Here is a 24,017-nt window from a genome sequence, read left to right on the forward strand (position 1 = left end):
TCCTATACTCAAAATTTAAATTCTTATTTAATTAATGTAAACCTATGACCGGTGTTTACGAAATCTGTTGAGGTATTAGATACTACACTAAGAGATGGAGCACAAACTGCAAATATCTCCTTTACTTTAAACGATAAAATAAGAATAGCCCTCTTATTAGACGAATTAGGCATAGATTACATAGAAGGGGGTTGGCCGGGTTCAAACCCTAAGGATGAGGAGTTCTTCAAGGAGATAAAGAAGTACAGTTTAACTAAAGCTAAGGTAGCGGCTTTCGGAAGTACGAGAAGAAAGGAATTCCCTGCGAAGGAAGATCCTAGCCTGAATGCCATAATCAAGTCTGATGTTGAAGTTGCTGTCCTTTTCGGAAAGTCCTGGACTCTCCACGTTACAGATGTACTAAAGATAGGTTTAAAGGAAAACCTGGACTTGGTGTACGATAGTATCAGTTACTTAAAATCTCACGGACTAAAGGTAATTTTCGACGCCGAGCACTTCTATCAAGGATATAAGGAAGATAAAGAGTACGCGTTGAGTGTGTTAAAGACCGCCGAAGATGCAGGAGCCGATGTACTTGTGTTAGCAGATACGAACGGAGGGAGTCTGCCTCACGAAGTTTATGCGATAACTGCCGACGTAGTTAAAAACGTGAAGACTAAAGTCGGCTTACACATGCATAATGACTCTGGTTGCGCAGTGGCTAACACCCTAATGGGTGTTCTTGCCGGGGCGAGACACGTTCAAGGTACTATAAACGGTATTGGGGAAAGGACTGGAAACGCCGATCTGATCCAAATAATTCCTAATCTGGCCTTAAAGATGGGTTTAGAGGTCTTGAGAGGAAAAGAGAGTTTGAAGAGGTTAAAAGAGGTATCACGTATAGTCTATGAGATTGCCGGATTGCATCCAAACCCGTATCAGCCTTACGTTGGTGATTTCGCCTTTACTCATAAGGCAGGAGTACATGCGGACGCAGTGATGAAAGTGAGCAGAGCTTATGAGCATATAGACCCCTCGTTAGTAGGAAACACCAGAAGGTTTGTAATATCTGAAGTCTCAGGCTCATCTAACTTGATAACTTATCTAGAGAACGTCGGATTAAAAGTGAATAAGAAAGATCCCAGATTGAGGTCTGCTTTAGCAAAGATAAAAGAACTTGAAAACAAGGGATATAGTTTTGATCTAGCTCCTGCATCGGCGATCCTAATAGCGCTAAAAGAGTTAGGGTTATACCAACCACTTATAAAAGTAGACTACTGGAAAGTCATTAACGAGAGGGAATTAGCAATAGCAGTTGTAAAAGTAAACGGACAACTAGAAGTAGCAGAGGGAGTAGGTCCCGTACATGCAGTAGATATAGCTATGAGAAAAGCATTGCAGAAAGTTTATCCTGAAATTGGTAAAGTTAAGCTGACGGACTATAGGGTTATACTCCCCGGAGAGATTAAAAATACAGAGAGTGTGGTAAGGGTCACCATCGAATTTACGGACAACGAGAAGACGTGGAGGACCGAGGGAGTGTCTACTAGTGTGATCGAGGCTAGTGTAATGGCGTTAATTGAGGGGTTAGATTATTATTTGCAACTTAATAACAAGAAATTAAAAGTCCCTGAGGTTAATAATTAACACATGGTTCACAGCTGGGATCCAGGTGGAGCTACTGAAAGTAGAAGTAAGCTATACATTTATTTCCGTTTCTTAAGAATAGAACAGACCTTTTTCAGTTTACCTATGGCATATTTAGGTGCTTTTGTAGCAATAAAGAAAATTCCCCCATTTTCAATACTACTTCTGATCTTTCTGTCGTTATTTTTCCTCAGGACCGCTGGAATGACTAATGATAACTTAGCTGATCGTGATATAGATGCTAGAAATCCGAGAACTAGAACGAGGCCTCTAGTTACGGGGAAGATAACAGTCAAGGAAGCTAAAATATTAATTGTGTTCTCGCTCTTGGGGTTTTTCGTGTCTGCTTACTTTGTAAACATTTACGCCTTCCTGCTCTCCCCCCTTGTAGCCGTAGTGGTAATGACATACCCCTATATGAAGAGATATACGGCGTTCGCAAACTATCACTTAGCTACTATTCAAGGGTTAGCTATATTCAGCGGTGCAGTAGCTTCTCTAGGGCTATACGTTCACTCCATTGTCTCACTCTTAGATGGGGTACCGTGGTTTTTTGTTCTATCTGCAATATTCTGGGCTGTAGGATTTGATTTGTATAATCATATACCCGATGCGGAATTCGACAGAAGTATGGGTCTTCACAGTTTTGCTGTACTTTTAGGAAATAAGGCTCTGCCTTTTGCTGGTTTTAATCAGATATTGTCAGTAGTTTTGGCGTTTATTGGGGACGTTTTTTACGGCCTAGGATATATAGCCTATGTAGCTACTGTTTTACATGGACTAATAATGGCATATGCCTACTATCTCGCTGCTAGAGGGAATTTCGGGAAAGCTTTCTATTATAACATATACTCTTCGGTGGTTCTGGGATTGGGTATAATATTTGATGTAATGCTAATTTAATATCAGAATCGGTCAGGATCATCATTATTCATGCAGGGGTTTGATCATCACTTAAAAATACAATGAAGTTTTACTAAAATAAAAATGATCAGTCTCGGGTTCCCACATCATTCAATCACTTGAGGGCGGGCGTCATCACGTGTATTTTTCCAATCCGCTACTGATACAATTCTTCCATCCGCTTTTTATTCCTTGCAGTATATAATTAACGTACTCGTGTGATGGCTCGAATTCTCCTTCTTCAGACGGAGACAAGTATGTATAAGCAAAGTAAACGTTGTTGTTTTCATCTTCAACTTTTACCACGTCTCGCATATACCTTATGAGGTGCTTTTCAGCTTTATCTAATGAGTTAAGCTCACTCTCTAACATGAGGTATATATAACCGCATACTTTTCCTTTTTCTTCAGTCTTCAAATTTGCACAATAGCCCCATCTACAAGGTGTGTTAAATACTATCTTATAACCTCGGATTGTTGCTGGTATCTTTTTGAAAATCTTTGTGACACCTCTTTGTTTCAGTATCTCTTCGTTGGTGTTTTCAGCATATGCAAAATAATTTAGTATTACTGGCATTCCTGCATATTTGGAATAGTCGCCATCCTCTATAACTTCTCTTCCTTCTATAGTTTGATTGTAAACATAAATGTTCACGTTGTCTAGACTGTATCTTCTTTTATAATCAAAGTATACCTTTATTTTCTCCCTTACATACAAGTCATCAGGACTTCCGTTAAAATCCTCGACTTGGTCGAGTATTCTGAGAGTTTCATCGGAGACCTCATAAACTTCTCCGTGGATTATTCCATCTCCTTTAACTACACCTGGGTAATTTCCGAGATCATACATCTTAAAGCCTTCGGCAAACCCTAACCCCACAAACCTAGAGTTTCTTAAAAAATGATTTAGCTCAAAGCCGAATCTTAATGAACCATACACGAACAAATACGGAATTCTACTCACCTCCAATGACATATTCCGCCCAAAGTTGTAGTTCAGTCTCGTCCAGTTTTCTCCTCCTACTTCCCTCAATTATCTCAGCTTTTACTATTTTTACTTTTCTAGTAACTTCATTCACTTCTCCCCTAATTTCGATGTATTTAGGCTCTGTATCCACGTTATCGAGACCGCTCGCGTCTGAAATACTAGGAGGGACGAAGGTAATTATCATAATCTTCTTTTCTATACCTTTATCGTCAGTTTCTATCAGTTCCTCTATCTGGTAATTAGGGTAAGAACGTAATTTCAGAATTTTATTAAGTTCAAGCTCTAACACGAGTATATTTCTTAACCCTTAGTTTTAAGTTCTCCATTCCTACTACTATCACTTCATCCCCCTCTGATATTGGTTCATCCGATATTGCTAGCCACCTTTCACCCTCAATTAAAATATAGCCTTCTTTTCCTGGTGAGATATCGTCTAATGCTTTACCTATCTTACCGGTATATGTATACAAGTTCCTTCCTCTTGTCTTCCAAACTACGTAAAAAATTCTATAAGATATGAAACCTACAATTGCTAGTGAGGGTATTGCGACGATTGGATCAGCGTACTGTCCCGTTAACACTAGGAGCAAGATCACAACGAGAATGAGAATTATGGGTATTGCAATATGGCTTACCATAATACTTAAATTAATAAGGGAAGTAATAAGTTTGTGAAACTTTTATCAATATTTTTGATAATTATTCTAATAGCACCTATAGCCTTAGCTTTAGAATTTCACTCTCAGTCTCAAATAGCTTACCCAGTTGGTATGTCATTTTTTCCTTTAACGTCGATATACTATACTGATGAAGTTGTAGGGGTTGTTAATATCACCTCGATGTATATAGGTAGTAGTTATTTCCCTAACGGACAATACTTCACAAACGGAAACGCGTCTTTGCAGCTAAACGCTATGGTAGATGGGTTGTATTGGGCACAAGACGTTGCTCTCTTTCATCAAGTTAATAATAGTACCTTTGACGTAACATTTGTCGTTAATGTATGGGACTTAAGCGGCCCCTTCACTACCAATATTAGCAGTGGGGTTGTATCTACTTATCAAGGACTAGGTGTTATCTGTTATCTAGGCCCTACTTTCAAGGTTAATACTCCCTTTTCCCTCGCACTCTTTATGACGGTTAACTCAACTTATTTAGACTTCGGGTACGCTTTAGGGAATAACGTGTCGATATATTATCGTGTACCTATAGGGGGTATGTTTCAGATAGGGGGTTTGTCGATCAGGGGAGTTCCGAACGATCTGGAGCTAGTGTTTGGAGGTCCTGGTGGGGGGAGTGTAGTGCAGATGTACGTCCATGGCACGGAGGAACTATATTATAAGACAGATAATAAACTTGAAATAGTTCCTCAAGCGTTCTCCGTAGGTCTCGATACGGCAGAAAGTGTAATTGGTATAAACTCCTCATCAAATTTAACAGACATATGTGCTCCTTATACAGAACTAAGTTACGGTAAGGGTAATGTAAAAGTATTATGGCCCGTTAAACCGCAACTGGAAGTTGAAAGTAATGGATCCAAAATTTTCGTAAAACTAAGTTATAATGGGAAACCTCTGGAGTGGCAAAAAATAGAGTTAGAAAAGATCTCGTTCCCTTCAATTCTCACGACAGTTGGGACAAATATTACGAACTCAAGCGGGGTTGTAGAGTTTAACTATAACTCAAGTACTTATGTAATATATTTTGCAGGTAACTTTAGTTTAGCATCAACTTATTATGTTTCAGTTCCTTATATCTCTTCGCTTTCTTCAGTCTTAAAATCCACTTATGACGAGTTGACTAACTTCATAACTCATTATAATTTTAAGAAGACAATATCTTCATTTTTCGGTAATAAATCTGATACAGTTAAATATTCCGCACAAGTATCAATAAATTACATATTGTTGCTCTATATTCTAGCTTTTAGTATAGGAGTTGTTATATCAGCTATCCTACTAAAATTTAAGCACTGAATACATAATTTAGAGTATGAGTGCGTCATTAATAGGAGATATTATAGGGGTCATCTTCCTGCTAGTAATTGCTATTATACTTTTAACATTATCTCTTCGTGTTATTGCCGAATGGCAAAAAGCAGTGGTATTAAGGCTCGGCAGAGTATTAGGAGTTAAGGGACCAGGAGTAATATTTCTAATACCATTTGTTGATAAGCCCATAGTAATAGACTTAAGAATAGTTAACGTTGACGTACCTCCTCAGACAATAGTTACAAAAGATAACGTTACGGTTACAATAGACGCTGTAGTGTATTACAAGGTAATAGATCCCTTAAAAGCCGTAACTTCTGTAAGTAACTATCAAACCGCTGTCTTGAATATATCTCAGACCTCTTTAAGGGATATAATAGGACAGATGGAACTAGACGAGATTTTAAGTAAGAGGGAAGAAATAAACAAGAAGCTTCAAGCTATTCTCGATGAAGTAACAGAAGGATGGGGTATAAAAGTAACGAATGTGACTGTTAGGGACATAAGGTTATCTCAAGAACTATTATCGGCTATGGCTGAACAAGCTAAGGCTGAGAGGCTTAGAAGGGCTAAGATAATTTTGAGTGAAGGAGAGAGACAAGCGGCATCTATATTATCTGAAGCCTCAACATTTTATCAGAATAATTCCGTAGCTTTACAATTAAGGTTCTTAGAGATGCTTTCAGATATTTCCCAAAGAGGTAATATGGTAATTGTAGTTCCAGCAGGTCAAGAACTCTATTCAACTCTATCGGTGTTAAAGACAAAGCCAAATACTTAGTCAGGTGGACTAGAAGATTTCACGGTTCAAAGGTGGTCTTCTCATCATCCTTGTGATGATTTTTAATTTTTACAAATGAAAATTTAAGTATGGATGAAAAAGCGGAGGTCTTAAAAAGGTTAAAAGAAGCTGTAGATATCTTTACCAATAACGAAAGGTCTTATCTATTAATCCCCGAAATACGTACAAATTTTGGTTATGCTTTGAGAGGGGCTAAAACTACTGAAGATGTAGCTGCGATCCCTGGTAGACTCACTGTAGCTTTTAATAGGGTTATATACTGTTTACCTCCGACATTTGGTGCTTCTGATCACATTGCTAGGGTTATAATAACGGCTATGAAATATGAGGAAGAAAAAAGGAGTGCAATAAACTTGAAGTATTACGAGGAAATAGTGAGGAATTTACCACAAGATGATACCTATATTTTTGATAGAAAACAAGAGCCCGAAGAAAGTAGAAAAATGGAGCATCACACTATGAACTTCATGGTAGAAATGGCTTACAAGAAGTTCGGAAAAATCCCTCAGTATATCGTTGACTTAGGGGACTTAGGAAAGGAGCCTACAATATATGTTATTGATAAAGACCCAGTGATAGTGGCTGAGAAAAGTCTGAAGCTTTTGAACTTTCTCAGTCCTTAAAAAGATCGTTCACGTTTTGTTTACATTTCTCCAAGATCTCGATAACTTGTTTCATTTTTTTCTCGTCTAGTTTTTTTCTGTGTTTGTATAGGATAAAACCTATTTCAAATAGTGAGTCCAAGATTTTCCTCTTTATAGGATTATCGTCTGCTAGTAATCCTTTTTCAGCTTTCATCTCCTCGAACTTTTTCCTTCCTTCTTCTGTTAAGATATATATCTTTTTTCCTTCTCTCTCTTCTACTTTAACTAAATTTTGTTTGATCAAAGTTCTCAGGACTGGATAAATAGAGCCAGGGCTTGGCTTATATATACCGTTTGTCTTCCCTTCTATGCTTTTTATAATTTCATAAACATACATGGGTTTTTCAGTGAGGGATGAAAGAACCATAAATCGTAATGCCCCTCTTTTCATACGCTCTATCGTTACTCTTTTCATACGCTATTATTATTCCCTGATAAATTAAAAATAATTTTAGGCATACCCTAATTCTTAGTTTTCGTAAAAAAACTTTATATCAAATTATTATGATTTATAAAATATGCAAAAAAGAGTCGTAATTGTAGGAGCCGGAAATGCTGGTTCTATAGTTGCAAACGAGTTGGCAAAAAAACTAGGGGATAAAGTTGAAATTACGGTAATAGAACCTTCAGATTATAGTCTTTATCAGCCCGGTATTGTGGACTTTGTAGTAGGTCACGAAAGGATTGAAAGCATAAAGAGAGAGGTTAGTAGTCTTCTAGATAAGAGAGTTAAAATAGTTAAAGACAAAGCTGCAAAAGTCTCCCCTGAAACTGGAAAGGTCGTTACTGAGAAGGGTAAGGAAATAGAGTTCGATTATTTAGTCCTTTCACCGGGGGTTAAAAATAAGAAAGGTGCATTACCTAGTTGGCACAGCGAAGAGGATGCCTTAAAATTAAGGCAAATGATAGACTCCTTCTCGGGTAAAAAAATTGTTATCGGATACTACGGTATTATCAAATGTCCAGCCGCACCCTTTGAGTTGGCATTCTTACTCAAACAGAAGTTTCCCGAAGCAAAAATTACTTTTATTAATCCAGTAGCACAACCTCCAGAACTGCAAAAACCAATGGCTTCGAAGTTAGCCGAGAGGAGTAAAGAACTGGGAATAGAGATTATAAGAGGAGCAAAGATATCGACAGTGAATGTTTCAGATAAAGTAATTCAAACTGATGACGGACAAAAGATAAGCTACGATTTAGCCTTAATTGATACCCCTATATACGTAGCGGAAGAATTTAGTAACTTAGTAGACTCTACGGGCTTTATCCCCGTAGATAAGGAGACTCTTAAGGTGAATGGCTTTGATAATATTTATGCTGTAGGAGATGTGACGAACATTATGTTACCTCCTAAGACGGGAGCAATAGCCCATTATGGTGCGATCCACGTCGCTCAAAGCATATATAATGATATTATGGGTTTTGGTAAGATTAAGTTTGACGGTAGTGCGTTGTGTGCAGTGTATGGAGGTTACGGTAATGGTTACTTTGTCTATATGAACTATAATAAAAGCAGGGCTCTAGGTCCTTCTAGTATATTCCACTCAGCTAAGAGATCCTTTACAAGCTTGTACTGGTTATCGTTAAAAGGAACAATTGATCCTTTTCTTGAAATAGCAAGAAAATACTTCAGTGGTGGTCCTGAACTCATCAAGACTCGTTAGTGCCCGGTGTCATCACGCTAATAGTTTATAACATAAGAGGTAATAAATTAAGCTAAAATCAGACAAGGAGCGTTCTTCACTTCTCAGGTTCTTCCCACTTCATCATCAGTCTTTGCGGGTTTAGCTCATCGATCGCAAGGGGTGGAACATCCTCATCTGTGAAGTAATCATTTCATTTTTTACTTTTCAAGATCATTAAGTAAGTAATGATTTTAGATGAGATAATAAATGAGTTACGGTTCGCATTAAAAGGCAAAAAAATAACAAATTCGTGTATAGGTGTTGCCTTTACAGCAAGCCTACTTAGTGACGGAAGTCTTGGGATTTCTCACACAATACTAGACGGAGAAAATAGTATGAGTGGAGAAATAATGGGTAAAGAAGCTGAAGAAGTAGTAGAAAAACTGACTTCAAACCCGCTAGAGAGGTCGGTAGCATTATCGGTGTTAAACGCGATAAGCGTTTTACCGACCTTTGAAAGGGGCGATCCATTGGATGTTATGGAAGGAAATAAACTTTGCCTATTTGGCTACTCCCCTATGGTAGAAACCAATAAATTCTCCTCGATCATTATTTATGATTTTAGAAACCCCGAGACTCAGAACCTCGGCAAAGTAATAGTAAAACCGTATTCCTCACTGACTTCCGAGACATGTAATACTGCTGTTATATTTGCTTCTGCATTGGTAGCAGGTTATACGGAGAGTATACTTAAGAGGATATCAGCTGACCACCTGATTTTGAGCGGGATATCTTCAGTTTACGCGCCGTCCACCCTTAGAAACTACGGATTTGAGTATGTGAGCAAAGTAGAGACTGTTGATAAATTCAGAGCTTTTAGGACTGTGTGTGAAGGGGGTTCAGGAAGGCAATTAGCTAAATATATATATAAAATCTATACAAAGCTCTGAAAATTAGATTGTACTCTTTATTTCGTCAATACTTTTATAACACTTGTCCTTAAACTTAAACTCTAAATCCAGGCATCCGTTATCTTTAACGATTTCCACCCTTATGTCATCAGGCACTTTTTCTTTACTCTTTATTAGCTCGTTTGTCTTGAGATAGGCTATAGCTACTCTTGATAAAGTCCTTATATCAGTACCTAAAGTGTAGCTTATATTCATAGCTTTCTTAGCATTTTCTAAGTACTTTTGGTCATCAGTTACAGCCCATAGTCTTGCAAAAAATATTGCAGCTTCAGAGTTAGCAATAGGTTCGTAAACCGGTAGTTTCACAAGGTCATTTTCTGCTTTACAATCTCTGAAACCCAAATTATCAGCTAAGTTATTCAATATCCATTCAGCTACTTTAATAGCTAGGCTAAGGTAACTATCGTTAAAGGAGTTTTGATACAACGTTAGTAGTGCATTGCCTACCATAGCCTGGTCTATTAAAAGACCGGAGACCTCTTTTCTACTACTCCTTACAACACTTCCGTCTTCCTTAATTCTTTCCATTAGCTTTTTAGAATACTCATCAGTCTCAATTCCCAAGATCACATTTAACGCTAGATTAGAGGTGTATTTTTCATCCAAATTCGGCTTCTTTCCAGATAATAAAAAATCTGCAACTGGGTCTGCAGGTGTGACTAGTTTTAAGATTTTCTCGTATTCTTTATGTAGTCTAGAATAAAACTTAAGGAACTCAACACCTCTGAAGTCTATTGGATTACCATCAATAGCGTAATTGAGGATATCATAAAATTCTACCGGGTTAACATCCTCTACTCTTTGCGGTACTGTGGGTAATATTCCCACAATCTTGTCCCTATTTGAATAAATATCTCTTAGTCTATCCTCTACATAATCTACGTTTTCTGATTCTATTATTCCTAATAGTCTACCGTCAGGGCTTATTATTCCTATAGATGGTATTATGCCTCTACTATACCTTACCGTGTATTGTAAGTACTCTATGGAGTTTAATTTTATCAAATAAAACTTCTGTGCTATTTGTAATTTACTTATCTTTTCAAACGATTCGTCACATACATTACATTTGTCAGAAGTAAAGAATATAGCTAATAATTTTCCATAGAATTTTGCGTCAGCCAGTGTCTTTTCGGATATCATACATACCGTAATGCTTATTTCAGTTTAATAACTTACTCTCTCTAATGAGTAGACCACAAACTAAATGGAGCTGCGGGCTATGCGGGAATCCAATATATTGGGACGAATTATTCACCTTTTTATCAAATAAAGCAGTAGTACACTTCACGTGCCTAAAAGAGAAAGCGCTCAAAACAGCAAGAGTTAGCCAAGACACAATGAACATAGTTCTTGATTCGCTTCAAGACGAGTTAAACAAAATAGTAGTGTATAAACAGAGGATGTCAAAAGCTGGTGACAATGAAGAAGTTAAAAAGGCATTAGAACAAACTGAGAAAGATGCTGAGAAGAACTCTGCAATTCTCACCAGGCTCGTAGAGAAACTAAGCTCTATAACAAGTTAAATTTTTATTCTATGTTTCTTTTTAAAGATTCTAGATAAGGTAATATTGACAGAAAAACGATATATTTAGATAATGAGTAAGTTTGTATATAAATGAAAGTCACGTTAGTTTCTTATACAGTTGATGGAGAGAGAACTATTGCAATTGCAGCAAAAATGAGTAGGTCAAGAAAAGGGTGGGAGTATCATGCACAAACGATGAGTGATGAAGAAATAGAGGAATGGATAAGGGACGCAATAGTTCACGGATATTGGTCTGTGCTTGAACACAGTGTATACACTTTTTCGCTTGAAGGTATGTCAAGAGTAGCGTCTCATCAACTTGTAAGGCACCGTATCGCTTCGTATACTCAAATGAGTCATCGCTTTGCAAAACCAGTCGACGAATATTATCAGCCTGTTATACCGCCTTCTACTAAGAATCGGGCTTGGCAAACTGTAGAGGAAGCGTATAGAGAAGCATACAACCACTATTATAAACTCCTAGAAGCTGGTGTACCTGAAGAAGATGCCCGTTACGTTTTACCGAACGGTGTCAACACGAACATTGTTGTGACTATGAATGCACGAGAACTTTACAACTTCTTTGCCCTACGTTTGTGTTCAAGGGCACAGTGGGAGATACGTCAGGTAGCATGGAAGATGCTCGAAGAAGTGAAGAAAGTACACCCTAGACTATTCCGTTATGCTGGGCCGAATTGTATAATTCATGAGAACTTTATACGTGACACGCCGATAACTCTTGACTCAATAAACGAGAAGACGGAGTTTATAGCGAGGCGTTGTATAGAAGGAGTCCCGAAAGAAGGGATTTATAAATGTATACAAAATTCAAAACTATCACATTAATTAGTCTTATCTTCAAGTAGTAATGAACAGAAATAGAGAGCTTTAGTTTAAATCTCTTTTTTAGTTTATGTTATCTTTTCCTAACAATTGATAGAAAGGTATTTTAGGTGATAAAATTAGAATATTCCTGATGGCTTTTACGCAGGCAATTTTAGCCTTTGGTCTCCCTCTCGTGTTATTCTTAGCTGCAGGTTATGGCGGATATAAGGTTCTATCTCTAGCTGTAGAAGGGAAATTTAACCCTTTAAAGGTCAGTAGATTTGAAGCCGGCAACATTCCATTCGGAGAAGGTAGGCTTTGGTTTCCCCTTCAGTATTATGGGTACTTACTAGTATATACCTCAATTGAACCGATCATTGTCCTTTTGTTCTCGATAGCTGAGGCATCCTACTTTACCTCGTTTATACTGTTCAGGAATCTCCTGATAATAGTATTTACAACTATAACCGTCCTTTATCCGGTTCTGTACTATGCAGTAAAGCAAGTTAATATAATACAGTATTGGTTAATTAGGAGGTGATATAATGTCGTCTTCACAGCAAGTTCCTCAGTCTCTTCTCTCAAAAGTTATTCAAGACCTAATTGGAAAGTTTAAGGTTACTGGAAAAGCCGAATCAGATACGAGAGGATATGTAGAGGTAGACAAATCTAAAATCATTCAAGTAGCCAGTTATCTAAAAGAAATAGGATTTGATCACGTTAAGAGTGTAACAGGGATTGATTATCCCGAGCAGAACCAATTTGAGGTAGTTTATCACGTATCTTCTTATTCTGTTCCTGAGCTCACTAAAGTTATATTAGCCGTTAAGTCTAAAACTAGCTACAAAGATCCTAAATTTCCTTCCCTTTATTCCATCTGGGAAAGTGTGTGGACTGGTGAGAGAGAAACTTACGAAATGCTAGGGATTATATTTGAAGGCCATCCTGAGTTGAAAAGGTTATTTTTAGATGAAGACTTTGAAGGAGTATATCCACTGAGGAAGAGCTTTAAATTAAAACAGGAGGGGTTGTTTATTGACAAGTCAGCCTGAACCTTCAGGTCTACAAGTTGATATTATTCCAGTACAAGGAGAGCTTAACGTAGGTCCTCAGCACCCTGGTTCAGGGCACATGAGAATCTATGTAAAACTTAGCGGTGATATTATTGAGGACATAGATTTAGACGTAGGATATGTGCATAGAGCGGTGGAAAAACTAAGCGAAATAAGGAACTATATGCACTTGATTCCTTTGGTCGAAAGGCCTGCTATACTGGATTCAGTCCACATGAACTTGGGGTATATACTTGCCTTAGAGAAAATATTAGGGGTAGATGTCCCTGAAAGGGCGCAGTACCTAAGGTCTCTTGCTGCAGAGATAAACAGAATAGCCAGTCACCTCTACGGTACGGGTATTCTTGGGATTTTCTTAGGTCACTCAACGGCATTCATGTGGGGGTTTGGAGATAGAGAAGTGTGGGTAGAGATACTTCAAGCTTTAACCGGGGCAAGAGTTACCAATTCCTATGTTATCCCAGGCGGGGTCAGGAGAGATTTGACTCCAGCAATAAAGGAGATGATCGAAAAAGCCCTAGCTTATCAAAGAAGGAAGATTAAGGACTGGTATAAGATATTCGTTAATAATCCTAATATAAGGAGTAGATTAGAAAACGTCGGAGTAATGACTAATGAGAATGCGATAAAATGGGGAGCTGTAGGTCCTAACCTTAGGGCTTCTGGTGTATATTATGACGTGCGGAAGATAGAGCCTTATGCAGCATATAGTAAGTTAGACTTTGAGATACCCGTTTATAAAGAAGGTGATGGTTATGCTAGGCTATTGGTCAGGTTCGAAGAAGTTGAGCAGAGTATGAGGATGATTGAACAAATTATAAAGGAAATTCCGGAGGGTAACATTCTAAGTGATAGATTCTTTAAACAAATTCCCCCAACCAGATTAAAGAAATGGTGGGAAGGTCAGAAAAAAATAGTATTTCCTGGATATTATGCATCATTTAGACCTCCTAAGGGGGAAGCTGTAAGTAGGGTAGAGGCAGCTAGGGGTGAACTATTATATTATATAGTAAGTGACGGCTCACCTAAACCTTACAGGCTGAGGATAATAACACCTTCGTATCGTATGATTTACGTGTTTAAGCAGTTAGCTAAAGGCGCTAGATATGCAGATTTAGTTGCAATTTACGGTAGTTTGGATTACTTCCCACCGGAGGCGGATAGGTAATGTTGTCCCTTTCTCATATAATTAGTTTAATAAAGTTCTATCTCTTTTACCCTTCATTTTTTGCAGTAATAATATTCCCGGGGCTAATATTTACTACAGTAATACTATTGGTAACCATATGGTTTGAGAGAAAAGCAGCTGCGAGAGTGCAGATGAGGATAGGTCCATTATACGTCTCCAAGAGGACAGGAGGATTATTACAACTAGTAGCAGACGCAATTAGAATAGTGTTCTCAGAAATAATAATACCTAACGGAGTAAATCCCACTCTGTACGTATTAGCCCCCGTGTTACCATTAGCATTCAGTTTTATACCAATGGTGTTAATTCCGTTTTCATCAATACCACAAAGCGGTTCTGTTTTATCGCCCTATTATTATGATTTTTACGACCCCGAAATAGGACAAGGGGTTTTAGTAGGTTACTTTGTCGAATATAATATGGTTCTAGTGCTTGGCATATTGGCTATAATTCCAATATTTATACTTCTACAGGCTTGGGCTACGAATAACAGATTTGCTATTTTAGGTGCTGTTAGGGAATCGTTATTGTCTGTATCTTACGACGTTCTAATACTCATGGCAGTTGTAGCAATAGCCCTAGAGTACCACACTTTAGATATAGCAAGAGTGGTAGCTACTGGAATTCCAGGTATCATAGCTGATCCATTAGCGGCTTTAGTGTTCTTTGTAGGGATGATAATGGGCACTGGTAGATTTCCATTTGACATTGTAGAGGCTGATACTGAGTTAGTGCTAGGGCCTGCAACAGAGTATAGCGGTTTCTTGTTTGTTCTAGCTATGGGTGGAGGTTACATAGCCACATTTGCTTATTCTTTCATATTTGCTGATCTGTTTTTGGGTGGTTGGGCACCTCTTTCAGGGCTACCTGGAGCATTAATTACGTCAATAAAGGCAATAGCAGTTTTATGGTTTTCAGTTTTTTTAAGGGGTGTTTATGGTAGATACAGGTTAGACCAAGCCCTACGTGGGTCTTGGAAGTATTTATTACCCGTAGCTTTTGCCTCAATTATTTTAGGTTTGGTGGTGGGATGGATATGGATAAGGTAAAGGAACAAAACCCGAAAATTAAAGAATATAAAAAGGAGAATCCCTTTAGGCTCTTCACAGATCATCTTCAAGCAGTAGGTGCAGGGCTTAAATATATGATATCTCCGCAGAGGATAACAATAAAGTACCCAGAAGAGTCATTGAGTCTGCCTACTGGTTATAGAGGAATGATAAGGCTTTACAAGGACATATGTATAGGTTGTACTTTATGTGCATTAATCTGTCCAGCAGACGCTATGAAAATGGTCACCGAAGAGGGTAAAAAGTTACCAAGTATCAACTATGGGAGGTGTGTGTTTTGTGGTTTCTGCGTAGATGTATGTCCAGTAGATGCTCTTAAGGAGACTAGAGTTCACGATGCTACCTTTACAAATAGAAGAGATCTAGTGTTTAGACCAGATAGGTTTAGTCAAGATTTCGATGAGCCAGCCCCAGTAGAAGGCGTCGTAAAGAAAGTGAAAGCAATAATAGATGAAAAGAAGGGGATAAGATATGTTCCAGACGAATGATCTTCAATTAGTATTATTTCTTCTATTTTCAATATTAAGCATAGCTTCAGCAATATTTATAACTAGACAAAGAAACGTATTCTATGCTTCTATAGGGCTTGCCTTTCTAGGAATAGCTATAGCTATACTTATAGCACTGCTCAGCCCGTCGGCCTATGCTTTTTACTCAGCATTTCACTTGCTCCTATACGTAGGTTCTGCAGTAGTATTTCTTTCCATATCACTTGTAGTATTCAGAGGGTTAGAAGTAAAGGAAGTACAGATACCTTGGGCTGGCGTAGCCGCTGTTACAGTGGGGGCTTTAGTTTACATAGGGCTATTTGTGACGTTCTCGTCTATATCTCCAGCCTCAGCGGAGTCCATTGTGTTCAGTTTAGTAAAATTCGCAAATATTTTTTTGCAACAGTATTGGTTCCCAACAGTCATTCTAATTGTAGCCTTATTAACTACTATGATCGAAGCCTTATCCCTTGCTAGAGGTGAGAAGACATGATACTAGGTGATTTGGGTTTAACTGTAGCCTCAATACTACTTGCTATAGGAGCTTACGGTTTAGTAAATAGTAAGAATATAATCAGGATCTTACTGTCCTCGGAGATTATTGTTAATGCGTCAATCCTTATGGTTTTTTCAGCTTCATCCCTCCTGAATAAAGTTTATTTACCGATATTTTTCTCTATTTTTGCAATTGGCATGGCTCTTATCGAGGTCGTTGTAGCTTTCGCAGCTATATTTCTATATTATAGGTCTAAAGGTAGTTTAGAGGTGGAATGAAGAATGTTGACCTTAATTGTTTTCATCATATCTTTTACTCTCGCTTTAATTACCTTTTTTGTTAGAGGTAAGCAAAGCGGGGTTATCGCAGTATTATCTATCCTAGTTAACGTCTATTTTGTATTTAGATACGGTCTTTATTATACGTTTTATGTAGCGAGCAATATAGGGAGCTTTGGGTTTACTGTAAACGATTTCAACTATGCCTTTGTGATTACAATCTTGTTAGTGACCCTCGTAACAACTTATTACTCCTTGCGATATATGGAGAAAAAGTTCCACGAGTTAGGTAAGGAGTCATGGAGCCTATATTACGGTCTATACACGTTATTTGCAATTTCTATGCTTTACGTAGTCATCTCCACTAATTTATTGGAGCTTTATGTATTCCTAGAGGTAGCTCTAGTCACCTCTTTCCTACTTATCCTTCTTTATGGCTATGGTGACAGAAGGAGAATTAGTTTAATGTATTTCATATGGACTCATGTAGGGACAATCTTGACTTTGACCTCTATAGTTATTCTAGGCTTGACCTCCGGTAAAATGGACATTTATTCATCTAACGGAGTTCCTTATGATTACTCAACTATCTCTTATGCCGAGTTAATTTTCTTTATAGGTATAATTGGAATGCTTATAAAGGGTGCAATTGCCGGTTTCAACATTTGGTTACCTTATGCGCACGGTGAGGCTCCTACTCCCATATCGATACTGCTAAGCCCTAATATGGTAGGTTTAGGTATTTACGTTGTAATATTATATTACTACCTATTTCCTTCATTTTACTACCTAGCTCCCATCTTCATTGGATGGGCTATTATAACGATGATTTACGGAGGTCTTAATGCTTTAGCTCAAAGGGACTTTAAGAGGTTCTTAGCTTACTCTAGTGTTTCACAGATGGGTTATATGCTATTGGGTGCTTCAGTCTCCTTCTTTTTAGGGATTAACTCAACTTTACAAGTCCTCCCGCTAGGAGTATTAGCGTCAGTATTAATTTACGTATCTCATGGTTTTGGTAAGGCTTTACTTTTCATGAGTGCAGGTGCATCAATAACAGAACTGGAAGAAAGAGATATAGAAAAACTGGGAGGATTATATCTCGTATCACCTCTCCATTCAACTTTAGCCTTTATAGGTCTTTTGAATATTCTAGGTCTACCTCCTTCTATTGGACTGATAAGCGAAGTTTTGCTATTACTTGCTGTAGGTCAGTTATCAGGGATCATAGGCTTAGGTTGGCTAATATTACTTGTCGCATTGCTGATGATAGCAATAGGAGTGTCTTCAGCCTACGGTACTTATTTATTCAAAAAAGTATATGGGGGCGTTAAGGAGGTTAAGAAAGACTTAGATAAAGCATACGAATACACGGTTCCGATGACGTTAATAGCTGTAGTCAGTATATTGTTCTTTTTCTTCCCTCAGTTATTAGTTCACTCTTTCATGAACTTCGTACAAACGCTACAAGGTTCCGATATTTCTCTATTCCTGATTACAATTCTACCTGCTTTAGGCTCCCTTATAGCTCTTTTACTACCTAGGGGTGTTAATCAGGATGTAAGAGGTGTTGTGGTAACTATTCTCATAGGTATTTCCCTAGTTTTGTCAGTCGAGAATCTGGTGTCCTCCCTTGGTAATCCGTTGTTCAGTCAGACACAAGCGTTCACTCTATTCGGTTACTTAGTCTATAGTTCCTCCTTAATTCAGAGTATTATAGGAGTCTTTGTATCGGGTTTAGCTTTCTTCATATCTTTGTACAGTATAGGGTACATGAAGGAAGATAACGTGCTAAGAAGATATTGGGGGTTCTTCGGGTTCTTCGTATCTTCTATGCTGACCGTTGTATTCGCAGATAACGTGTTACTATTTTTAGCAGGTTGGGAAGGAACAAGTTTAGCATCCTACGGACTAATAAGTTACTGGCTCGACGATAATGATAGGAACGTGGTAGGTGACTTCGGAAGAAAAGTACTCGGAATAGAATACTTGTCGAGACCAACCACAAGTGGTATAAGGGCTATGATATTTACGAGATTAGCAGACGTAGGTTTAATTGTTGGGCTTGGGTACTTACTATTACTCACAAGCGGTACTCAATACTCAGGAGTTACCTTATTATATCAAGGGCTGTTTACAGCTATACATACGGTCTATTTCTTACCATACGGGTGGGTTATACTATTCTTGATACTACTAGGCGGACTGGGGAAGAGTGCTCAGTTCCCGTTAACACAGTGGCTTTTAACAGCAATGACAGGTCCTACGCCCGTCAGTGCTTTAATACACGCTGCCACTATGGTAAACTTAGGAGCTATCCTTACGTTCTTGATGTATCCTTATCTCCTATACCCTGATCCGCAAACCACTATACTGATGAGCGTTATGGTAGGAATAACCATGTTTACTGCAATTTATACCAGTACTGGTGCTTTGGCAGCAAACGAACAAAAAATAATTCTTGCCTATTCAACAGCAGACCAAATATCACTTATGATACTCTCTTCGTCGGTTGGTGCGTTACTTGCCTCAGCCACTGGCAATTTAGTATTCCTAAGCTCGGGAATTATAGTTGGTTTAATACAAATGATAGCCCACGGCTTATACAAGGCATCGCTATTCATGAATGCTGGAAGTGTGATTCATTACACTGAAAACAGATACGTAGGGGTCTTCAGAACACTTTACAAGAAAATACCTTTGGTCTTCATACTTCAGTTAATAGCCACTCTAAACCTCGCTAGCGTTCCGCCTTTGATAGGTTTCTGGGCTCATAACCTTATAGGAAACTTGGTGTCAGACGCCGGTTTACTAACTCTTTATGCGATCGTGGAACTACTAGGTGGAGTTTACATAATTAGATATATAGTGAAAACATTCATTTGGAATAATGGCGAGGAAGTTCACGAAGAAGGTCATATTCACCCTCTAATGGTTGTTGCCCCCGCTTTCACAGTTATAGCTTCAATTATTTTGGGCTCATTGTTTATCGTATCTATCCAACCTTACTTAGTATCACTGGGTCTTTCCGCTAGTTACACCTCTTTGGACTTGATATCATTAATAGGGGCTTTAGTCGGTTTGTTGCTATCCTTAGGTCTGTATCTTAACGGAATAGATATGGGTAGGACCCCTCTTCAACCTTTGACAAACTTCCTTTACTATGGCTGGTATGTAAATCCGATCCTCGATTTATTGGGGCTTGCTAGCTTCAAGTTCGCCCAAGGTCTTTACAATAACTTTGAACACGGTGTAATTGATATGGGTCTAAACGTCAAATTACCTCAAGGGATAATAAATGTGGGAACGAGTTTGGTCAAGGTTACAGACACGGGAATCTTGAGGGATTATATTTTACTTTACTTAGGTGGGTTTGTAGTCCTAATCTTTATCTTAATAATCATAATGGGGGTGTAAATAGATGCAATTCTCTCTCTACCTACCTTTAGTTATTCCTTCATTAATTATGGTATTATCATCTATTGTAGTCTTATTCCTTGATAACGGAGAAGAAAAGGGGTTCTTACGGTCAGTCTACCTTACTTTTGTGACCTTACTAGTCTCTCTTTTCGTATTCTTAGCATTTTTCTTGTTAAAGTACTATGATTATTCTCTGTTCTCTGACTCAGTATACTTGACTCCTTTTGGCTACTTCATAGTTATAGCCTCTATACTTGCATCATTGATAGTGATAGCCGGAGGAGTTGCAGAACTAAAGGATTGGGATAATAGAAGCTCATTCCTATCTTTGGTTATATTAACAAACCTTGGAGTAGTTTATTTAGCCTTTGCATACAACGTATTGATGATATTTGCTTCTTGGGGTATAGCATCGGCAGCGACTTACGTGATAGCTATGCTTAAGAAGGACTACAACTCTACTGAAGCTGGAGTTAAATATCTTGTAATGGGCTTGCTCTCAAGCTCGCTCATGATAGTGGGTCTAGCGTTTTATGTGCTAGGGATAAATAACTTGTCTTTAGATGCGTCAATATCTTATTCGACACTGGTGATCTTAGGTATATTGTTCTTCTCAGTAGCTTTTCTATTCAAGATAGGGGCATTCCCGTTCCAAGGATGGTTACCTGACGTTTACTCAATGGCTGATAGAGTTTCAGTTGCTTTCGTCTCTAGTGTGGGTAAGATCGTTGGTATAGCTCCTCTAGTGGTCATTCTATATTACATACAGCCCATGAATTACCCAGTATCTTTAACCGTTTTTGCGATGTTTACTATTATTGCGGTAGCAAGCTTGGTTTTTGGAAACATTGCAGCCTTTTCGAGAAGGGATTTTGCGGCTATGTTATCTTACAGCAGTATAACCCAAGTAGGCTTTATGCTAATCCCGATAGCCATGTTCCCGTACGATGAGAGTGTGGGATTAGCGGGATTGATGATATATTTATTAGCGTATTCTATAGCTCAAGCAGGTCTATTCCTAGCTCTTTCACATGTGGAAAAAATTAGTGGAACTAGTAGCTATGAGGGGTTCAGAGGAATTGCAGCTATAGATAAGGCTTTAGCCTTTGCAGTGTCAATATTGCTACTGAGCTTACTAGGTTTACCACCTATTATAGGTTTTTGGGCTAAGCTTTTCGTGTTGGAATCTTCTTTCTCTCAGCCTTGGCTCACTCTAATTGGTTTCTTGAACAGTGCAATAGCTGCAGGTTACTATATACCGCCAATAAGGGAGATGTTTAGAGAGGGTAATTTTCAACGAGTCAGTTCTCCTGAGAGAAGTTCGGCATTAGTGGCGTCAATCTTAAGTATTATAGTGGGATTAATAGCCCCATTGATTTTTGGGGTGTTAATTTGATAAGAGTAGCCCTTGTAGGTATAGGCAATGTAGCGAGTGCTTTACTACAGTCGCTCGAATGGGTTAAACAAGGCAAACCTATATACGGTGTTCTTACCTCACTTCCTTATAAACCGGAAGACATTGAGGTTGTTAAGGCTTTTGATATAGACAAGAGAAAAGTAGGGAAAAGACTGTCGCAAGCTATTTTCGAAAAGCCGAATGTAGTGCCTAAACAAGTAGAGGTAACAAGCGACATAATTGTTGTAAGGGGAGAGACGTTAGACGGTAAGGAAGGAGTACTTGAGAGGATAATAGAAGAGTCAGAGCTTCCCCCAGTAAACGTCTCAGAAGAGTTAAAGAAGGAGAAAGTAGATGTAGTAGTGAACTTGTTGCCAACCGGAGCACAGAAGGCTAGCAAATATTATGCACAACAGTCGTTAATGGCTTCCTCAGCGTTTATAAACGCTACTCCGTCTTCGATAGTTGAGAGCTTAGATAGAAAGTTTAAGGATTTACATATTCCTTTGCTGGGAGACGACCTATTAAGCCAAATAGGTGGGACAGCTTTACACACTGGAATTATTGAATTCCTTAAAAGCAAAGGTGTAAGGGTCACAAGAACTTATCAGATAGATATTTCAGGAACTACCGAGACGCTAGTCACACTTGAGGAATGGAGAAAGGATCTGAAGAAGGGAATAAAAAGTGAATATATATCTAAGCACTCGAACGGTGCTACCGTTATTGCAGGGACGTCAGACTACGTTGAGTTTCTAGGAGATAGAAGAGTGAGTTATATGGTTATAGAGGGGGAGTACTCCATAGGTATACCCGTAAGGGTTGACATATCTTTTAAGTCTTATGATTCTTTTAACGCTGTAACCCCTCTGATAGACTTGATAAGGATAGCGAAAGTATTAAAAGATAAAGGGATAGGAGGGGCTATCCCGGAGATATGTGGATATTACTTTAAAAAACCTCCAGTTATATATGATAGTACGGAAGAGTCAAGGAGATTAATGTTGGATTATTTGAGTAAAGTGATGACAGAACCCCGGCTTGATAGGTGATATAATCGTATGAGTACTGATAGTATTTTCCTAACCGTCTAGATCTCAACTACTTCTGCTTGGTTCAGTACTGCTCTTATATCTACGTTTAATTTATTCTCGCCTTCTAGTACTTCTCCTAGTCTAGCTCTTACTGTGTTCTTAGATGATATTATACAATATTCAGGCATTTTTGAGGAAAGTTCAAAAGTACCGATTTTCCTAGCTATCTCTACGATCTCCTCTTTATCCATACCTATTAAAGGTCTAAATACAGGCCTATTAATGCCAAACTCACTTACAAAGAGGTTTTTCATAGTCTGAGATGAGACTTGGGATAGAGATTCTCCGGTTGTAATGGAGTAAGCTCCCGATTTCTTTCCAAGTTCATCAGCCAGTTTATACATTAGTCTCTTTAGCATGATAACTCTTATGAACTTGTTTACGTTTGCTAAATAAATAGAGAGTTTTATTCCGTCAACAAAATACACTTTTATTTTTTCTCCTCCGCTCCATTCTCTCAAAACTTTCACTTCCTCTATTATAATCTTCTTTTGTATATCTCCTCCTAACATCACGTTTAATAACAAAGGCTTAGCACCCCTCTTCATCATCATCCATGTTGCTACTGGTGAGTCAATTCCTCCACTGAATAACACTATAGTTTTTCCTGTACTACCCACTGGAAAACCTCTAGGGCCTTCTCGTTCATCTGAATAAAGATAAGCCTTATTTTGTAGGATGTCTATTCTAACAATTACTTCTGGATTGTTAAGATCAACGCCAGAACTAAAGGGTAATAACTCCTTTCCAATTTCCTTGGCTACATCTAAACTAGTAAAGTTATGTTTACCGTTTCTTCTCACCCTTACCGCAAACTTTTTACCTTTAACTATTTCTTTAAACTTCTCACGCGCCACTACAGCTAATTCTTGAATGCTAGAAAAGTTAACCTCATCGGCAGTATAGTAATAGGATATGCCAAAAACATGAGATAGTTTGTTTATATCTCCTTCCCCTTCTATAATAACGTAACCCTGATCAGCCTTCCAGTTTTTTACAGTGATAACAGAAGAAACATTAGCAATTAATTTTCTAAGGAAATATTTCCTCACATAGCTTGACTTAATCATAAGTTCTCCTGAAGGTCTTATGACTACGAATGTCATGATATATACTACATTTCTTCCTCGATTTTTATTCCCATAAAGTCATCTTTAATTAATGATAAAATTAGTAAACGGGAAAATCTTAGTACTCTCTGACGTTCATTACCCTTATTGTGATGAGAAGGAGGTCAAGAAAATAGTGGAAAAGGAAAAGCCTCAACTGTTAGTCTTATTAGGTGATATAGTAGTCAAGGAAGGAGTAGAATACAGAAATTTTCTGAAAGAGCTTAAAGCCGAAGAAGTAGTGTACATTAAAGGAGATGAAGACGTAATAGAAGGTGATACAGAATACTTAGATGTCGTTAATGGTAATAGGAAATTTGTGTTTTTTCACGGTCATCAAATTTTAAGTGAATCAACACAGTATTCGTTGGCTAAAATAATGAACAGCAGTTATGGGAATCTTAGGGAGGTAATACCAAGAAGTCGGTATTAGCGAGAAGTTTTTAATTTTAGACGTCTTCATACTGAAAAGATGTCAAACGGAAAAGGACAAATCGAGTTA

The 24,017-nt window shown here is 38.1% G+C and carries 26 protein-coding genes; 20 read left to right on the top strand and 6 right to left on the bottom strand.

The genetic code is table 11. The annotated features are described in order from the left end of the window. Positions 1-51 precede the first annotated feature (51 nt). A complete protein-coding gene (gene cimA / locus WIW72_RS06420) occupies positions 52-1,626 on the top strand; it encodes a citramalate synthase (protein WP_337703466.1) in 1,575 nt (524 codons plus the stop codon). A gap of 3 nt (positions 1,627-1,629) precedes the next feature. Then, positions 1,630-2,529: a 4-hydroxybenzoate octaprenyltransferase gene (locus WIW72_RS06425; RefSeq protein WP_337703464.1), complete on the top strand. Its 900-nt coding sequence runs from the start codon at positions 1,630-1,632 to the stop codon at positions 2,527-2,529. A gap of 135 nt (positions 2,530-2,664) precedes the next feature. Here the strand turns inward: WIW72_RS06425 and WIW72_RS06430 are convergent, their stop codons facing one another. From WIW72_RS06430 to WIW72_RS06440, 3 genes are read right to left on the bottom strand one after another with little or no spacing between them, the layout of a single operon-like run. Further along, positions 2,665-3,492: a gamma-glutamylcyclotransferase gene (locus tag WIW72_RS06430; RefSeq protein ID WP_337703480.1), complete on the bottom strand. Its 828-nt coding sequence runs from the start codon at positions 3,490-3,492 to the stop codon at positions 2,665-2,667. Further along, complete coding sequence (locus tag WIW72_RS06435; RefSeq protein ID WP_337703462.1) at positions 3,485-3,805, bottom strand: hypothetical protein; 321 nt, start codon at positions 3,803-3,805, stop codon at positions 3,485-3,487. Before WIW72_RS06435 ends, WIW72_RS06430 begins: the two co-directional genes overlap by 8 nt. Beyond that, positions 3,792-4,154 (bottom strand): NfeD family protein, encoded by a 363-nt coding sequence (locus WIW72_RS06440; protein ID WP_337703461.1) that lies wholly within the window; start codon positions 4,152-4,154, stop codon positions 3,792-3,794. The genes WIW72_RS06435 and WIW72_RS06440 overlap by 14 nt, the downstream gene beginning before the upstream one ends. A gap of 33 nt (positions 4,155-4,187) precedes the next feature. Between WIW72_RS06440 and WIW72_RS06445 the strand changes: the two genes are divergently transcribed. From WIW72_RS06445 to WIW72_RS06455, 3 genes are all read left to right on the top strand, one after another. Continuing rightward, on the top strand, positions 4,188-5,492 hold the full coding sequence (locus WIW72_RS06445) for a thermopsin family protease (RefSeq protein ID WP_337703459.1): 1,305 nt from the start codon (positions 4,188-4,190) through the stop codon (positions 5,490-5,492). Between the two features lie 16 nt (positions 5,493-5,508). Further along, complete coding sequence (locus WIW72_RS06450) at positions 5,509-6,288, top strand: slipin family protein (RefSeq protein WP_337703457.1); 780 nt, start codon at positions 5,509-5,511, stop codon at positions 6,286-6,288. Between the two features lie 89 nt (positions 6,289-6,377). Continuing rightward, complete coding sequence (locus tag WIW72_RS06455) at positions 6,378-6,932, top strand: thiamine-phosphate synthase family protein (RefSeq protein ID WP_337703455.1); 555 nt, start codon at positions 6,378-6,380, stop codon at positions 6,930-6,932. Here WIW72_RS06455 and WIW72_RS06460 read toward each other — a convergent pair. Further along, the gene (locus WIW72_RS06460) at positions 6,922-7,368 is read right to left on the bottom strand and encodes a PadR family transcriptional regulator (RefSeq protein ID WP_337703452.1); all 447 of its coding nucleotides are present in this window, start codon (positions 7,366-7,368) and stop codon (positions 6,922-6,924) included. The genes WIW72_RS06455 and WIW72_RS06460 overlap by 11 nt on opposite strands. 103 nt (positions 7,369-7,471) lie before the next feature. On the opposite strand from WIW72_RS06460, the gene WIW72_RS06465 reads away from it, so the two are divergent. Then, on the top strand, positions 7,472-8,617 hold the full coding sequence (locus tag WIW72_RS06465; RefSeq protein WP_337703450.1) for an NAD(P)/FAD-dependent oxidoreductase: 1,146 nt from the start codon (positions 7,472-7,474) through the stop codon (positions 8,615-8,617). A gap of 206 nt (positions 8,618-8,823) precedes the next feature. Beyond that, complete coding sequence (locus WIW72_RS06470) at positions 8,824-9,528, top strand: Rossmann-like domain-containing protein (protein WP_337703448.1); 705 nt, start codon at positions 8,824-8,826, stop codon at positions 9,526-9,528. Between the two features lie 3 nt (positions 9,529-9,531). Here the strand turns inward: WIW72_RS06470 and WIW72_RS06475 are convergent, their stop codons facing one another. Further along, positions 9,532-10,692: a hypothetical protein gene (locus WIW72_RS06475; RefSeq protein WP_337703446.1), complete on the bottom strand. Its 1,161-nt coding sequence runs from the start codon at positions 10,690-10,692 to the stop codon at positions 9,532-9,534. Positions 10,693-10,736: 44 nt separating this feature from the next. Here WIW72_RS06475 and WIW72_RS06480 point away from each other — a divergent pair, with 44 nt between their 5' ends. From WIW72_RS06480 to WIW72_RS06535, 12 genes are all read left to right on the top strand, one after another. After that, positions 10,737-11,075 (top strand): DUF2175 domain-containing protein, encoded by a 339-nt coding sequence (locus WIW72_RS06480; RefSeq protein WP_337703445.1) that lies wholly within the window; start codon positions 10,737-10,739, stop codon positions 11,073-11,075. A gap of 92 nt (positions 11,076-11,167) precedes the next feature. Further along, positions 11,168-11,923, top strand: a complete 756-nt coding sequence (gene thyX, locus WIW72_RS06485) for an FAD-dependent thymidylate synthase (protein ID WP_337703443.1) — start codon at positions 11,168-11,170, stop codon at positions 11,921-11,923. A gap of 130 nt (positions 11,924-12,053) precedes the next feature. After that, entirely contained in the window at positions 12,054-12,443 is a 390-nt protein-coding gene (ndhC, locus tag WIW72_RS06490; protein ID WP_337703441.1) for an NADH-quinone oxidoreductase subunit A, read from the top strand. Between the two features lie 4 nt (positions 12,444-12,447). Then, entirely contained in the window at positions 12,448-12,954 is a 507-nt protein-coding gene (locus WIW72_RS06495; RefSeq protein ID WP_337703439.1) for an NADH-quinone oxidoreductase subunit C, read from the top strand. Then, positions 12,938-14,143 carry an NADH-quinone oxidoreductase subunit D gene (locus WIW72_RS06500; protein WP_337703438.1) on the top strand — a complete coding sequence of 402 codons (1,206 nt, stop codon included), beginning with the start codon at positions 12,938-12,940 and terminating at the stop codon, positions 14,141-14,143. The genes WIW72_RS06495 and WIW72_RS06500 overlap by 17 nt, the downstream gene beginning before the upstream one ends. Beyond that, positions 14,143-15,213, top strand: coding sequence for an NADH-quinone oxidoreductase subunit NuoH (gene nuoH / locus WIW72_RS06505; RefSeq protein ID WP_337703436.1), 1,071 nt, complete (start codon positions 14,143-14,145; stop codon positions 15,211-15,213). The genes WIW72_RS06500 and nuoH overlap by 1 nt, the downstream gene beginning before the upstream one ends. Then, positions 15,195-15,722 (top strand): NADH-quinone oxidoreductase subunit NuoI, encoded by a 528-nt coding sequence (gene nuoI / locus WIW72_RS06510; RefSeq protein ID WP_443294889.1) that lies wholly within the window; start codon positions 15,195-15,197, stop codon positions 15,720-15,722. Before nuoH ends, nuoI begins: the two co-directional genes overlap by 19 nt. Continuing rightward, a complete protein-coding gene (locus WIW72_RS06515; protein ID WP_337703432.1) occupies positions 15,706-16,215 on the top strand; it encodes an NADH-quinone oxidoreductase subunit J family protein in 510 nt (169 codons plus the stop codon). The genes nuoI and WIW72_RS06515 overlap by 17 nt, the downstream gene beginning before the upstream one ends. Next, positions 16,212-16,496, top strand: coding sequence for an NADH-quinone oxidoreductase subunit K (locus WIW72_RS06520; RefSeq protein ID WP_156007525.1), 285 nt, complete (start codon positions 16,212-16,214; stop codon positions 16,494-16,496). The genes WIW72_RS06515 and WIW72_RS06520 overlap by 4 nt, the downstream gene beginning before the upstream one ends. A gap of 3 nt (positions 16,497-16,499) precedes the next feature. Next, positions 16,500-19,913, top strand: a complete 3,414-nt coding sequence (locus WIW72_RS06525) for a proton-conducting transporter transmembrane domain-containing protein (protein WP_337703430.1) — start codon at positions 16,500-16,502, stop codon at positions 19,911-19,913. Positions 19,914-19,917: 4 nt separating this feature from the next. Further along, positions 19,918-21,312: an NADH-quinone oxidoreductase subunit NuoN gene (nuoN, locus tag WIW72_RS06530; protein WP_337703428.1), complete on the top strand. Its 1,395-nt coding sequence runs from the start codon at positions 19,918-19,920 to the stop codon at positions 21,310-21,312. Next, complete coding sequence (locus WIW72_RS06535) at positions 21,309-22,364, top strand: inositol-3-phosphate synthase (RefSeq protein ID WP_337703426.1); 1,056 nt, start codon at positions 21,309-21,311, stop codon at positions 22,362-22,364. The genes nuoN and WIW72_RS06535 overlap by 4 nt, the downstream gene beginning before the upstream one ends. Positions 22,365-22,402: 38 nt before the next feature. On the opposite strand, the gene WIW72_RS06540 is transcribed toward WIW72_RS06535, so the two are convergent. Then, positions 22,403-23,512, bottom strand: coding sequence for a tRNA sulfurtransferase (locus WIW72_RS06540; RefSeq protein ID WP_337703424.1), 1,110 nt, complete (start codon positions 23,510-23,512; stop codon positions 22,403-22,405). Positions 23,513-23,567: 55 nt separating this feature from the next. Here WIW72_RS06540 and WIW72_RS06545 point away from each other — a divergent pair, with 55 nt between their 5' ends. Further along, on the top strand, positions 23,568-23,948 hold the full coding sequence (locus WIW72_RS06545) for a metallophosphoesterase family protein (RefSeq protein WP_337703422.1): 381 nt from the start codon (positions 23,568-23,570) through the stop codon (positions 23,946-23,948). The last annotated feature ends 69 nt before the right edge of the window (positions 23,949-24,017 follow it).

The sequence above is a fragment of the Stygiolobus sp. CP859M genome (genome assembly GCF_037389975.1).
Lineage (GTDB): Archaea > Thermoproteota > Thermoprotei_A > Sulfolobales > Sulfolobaceae > Stygiolobus.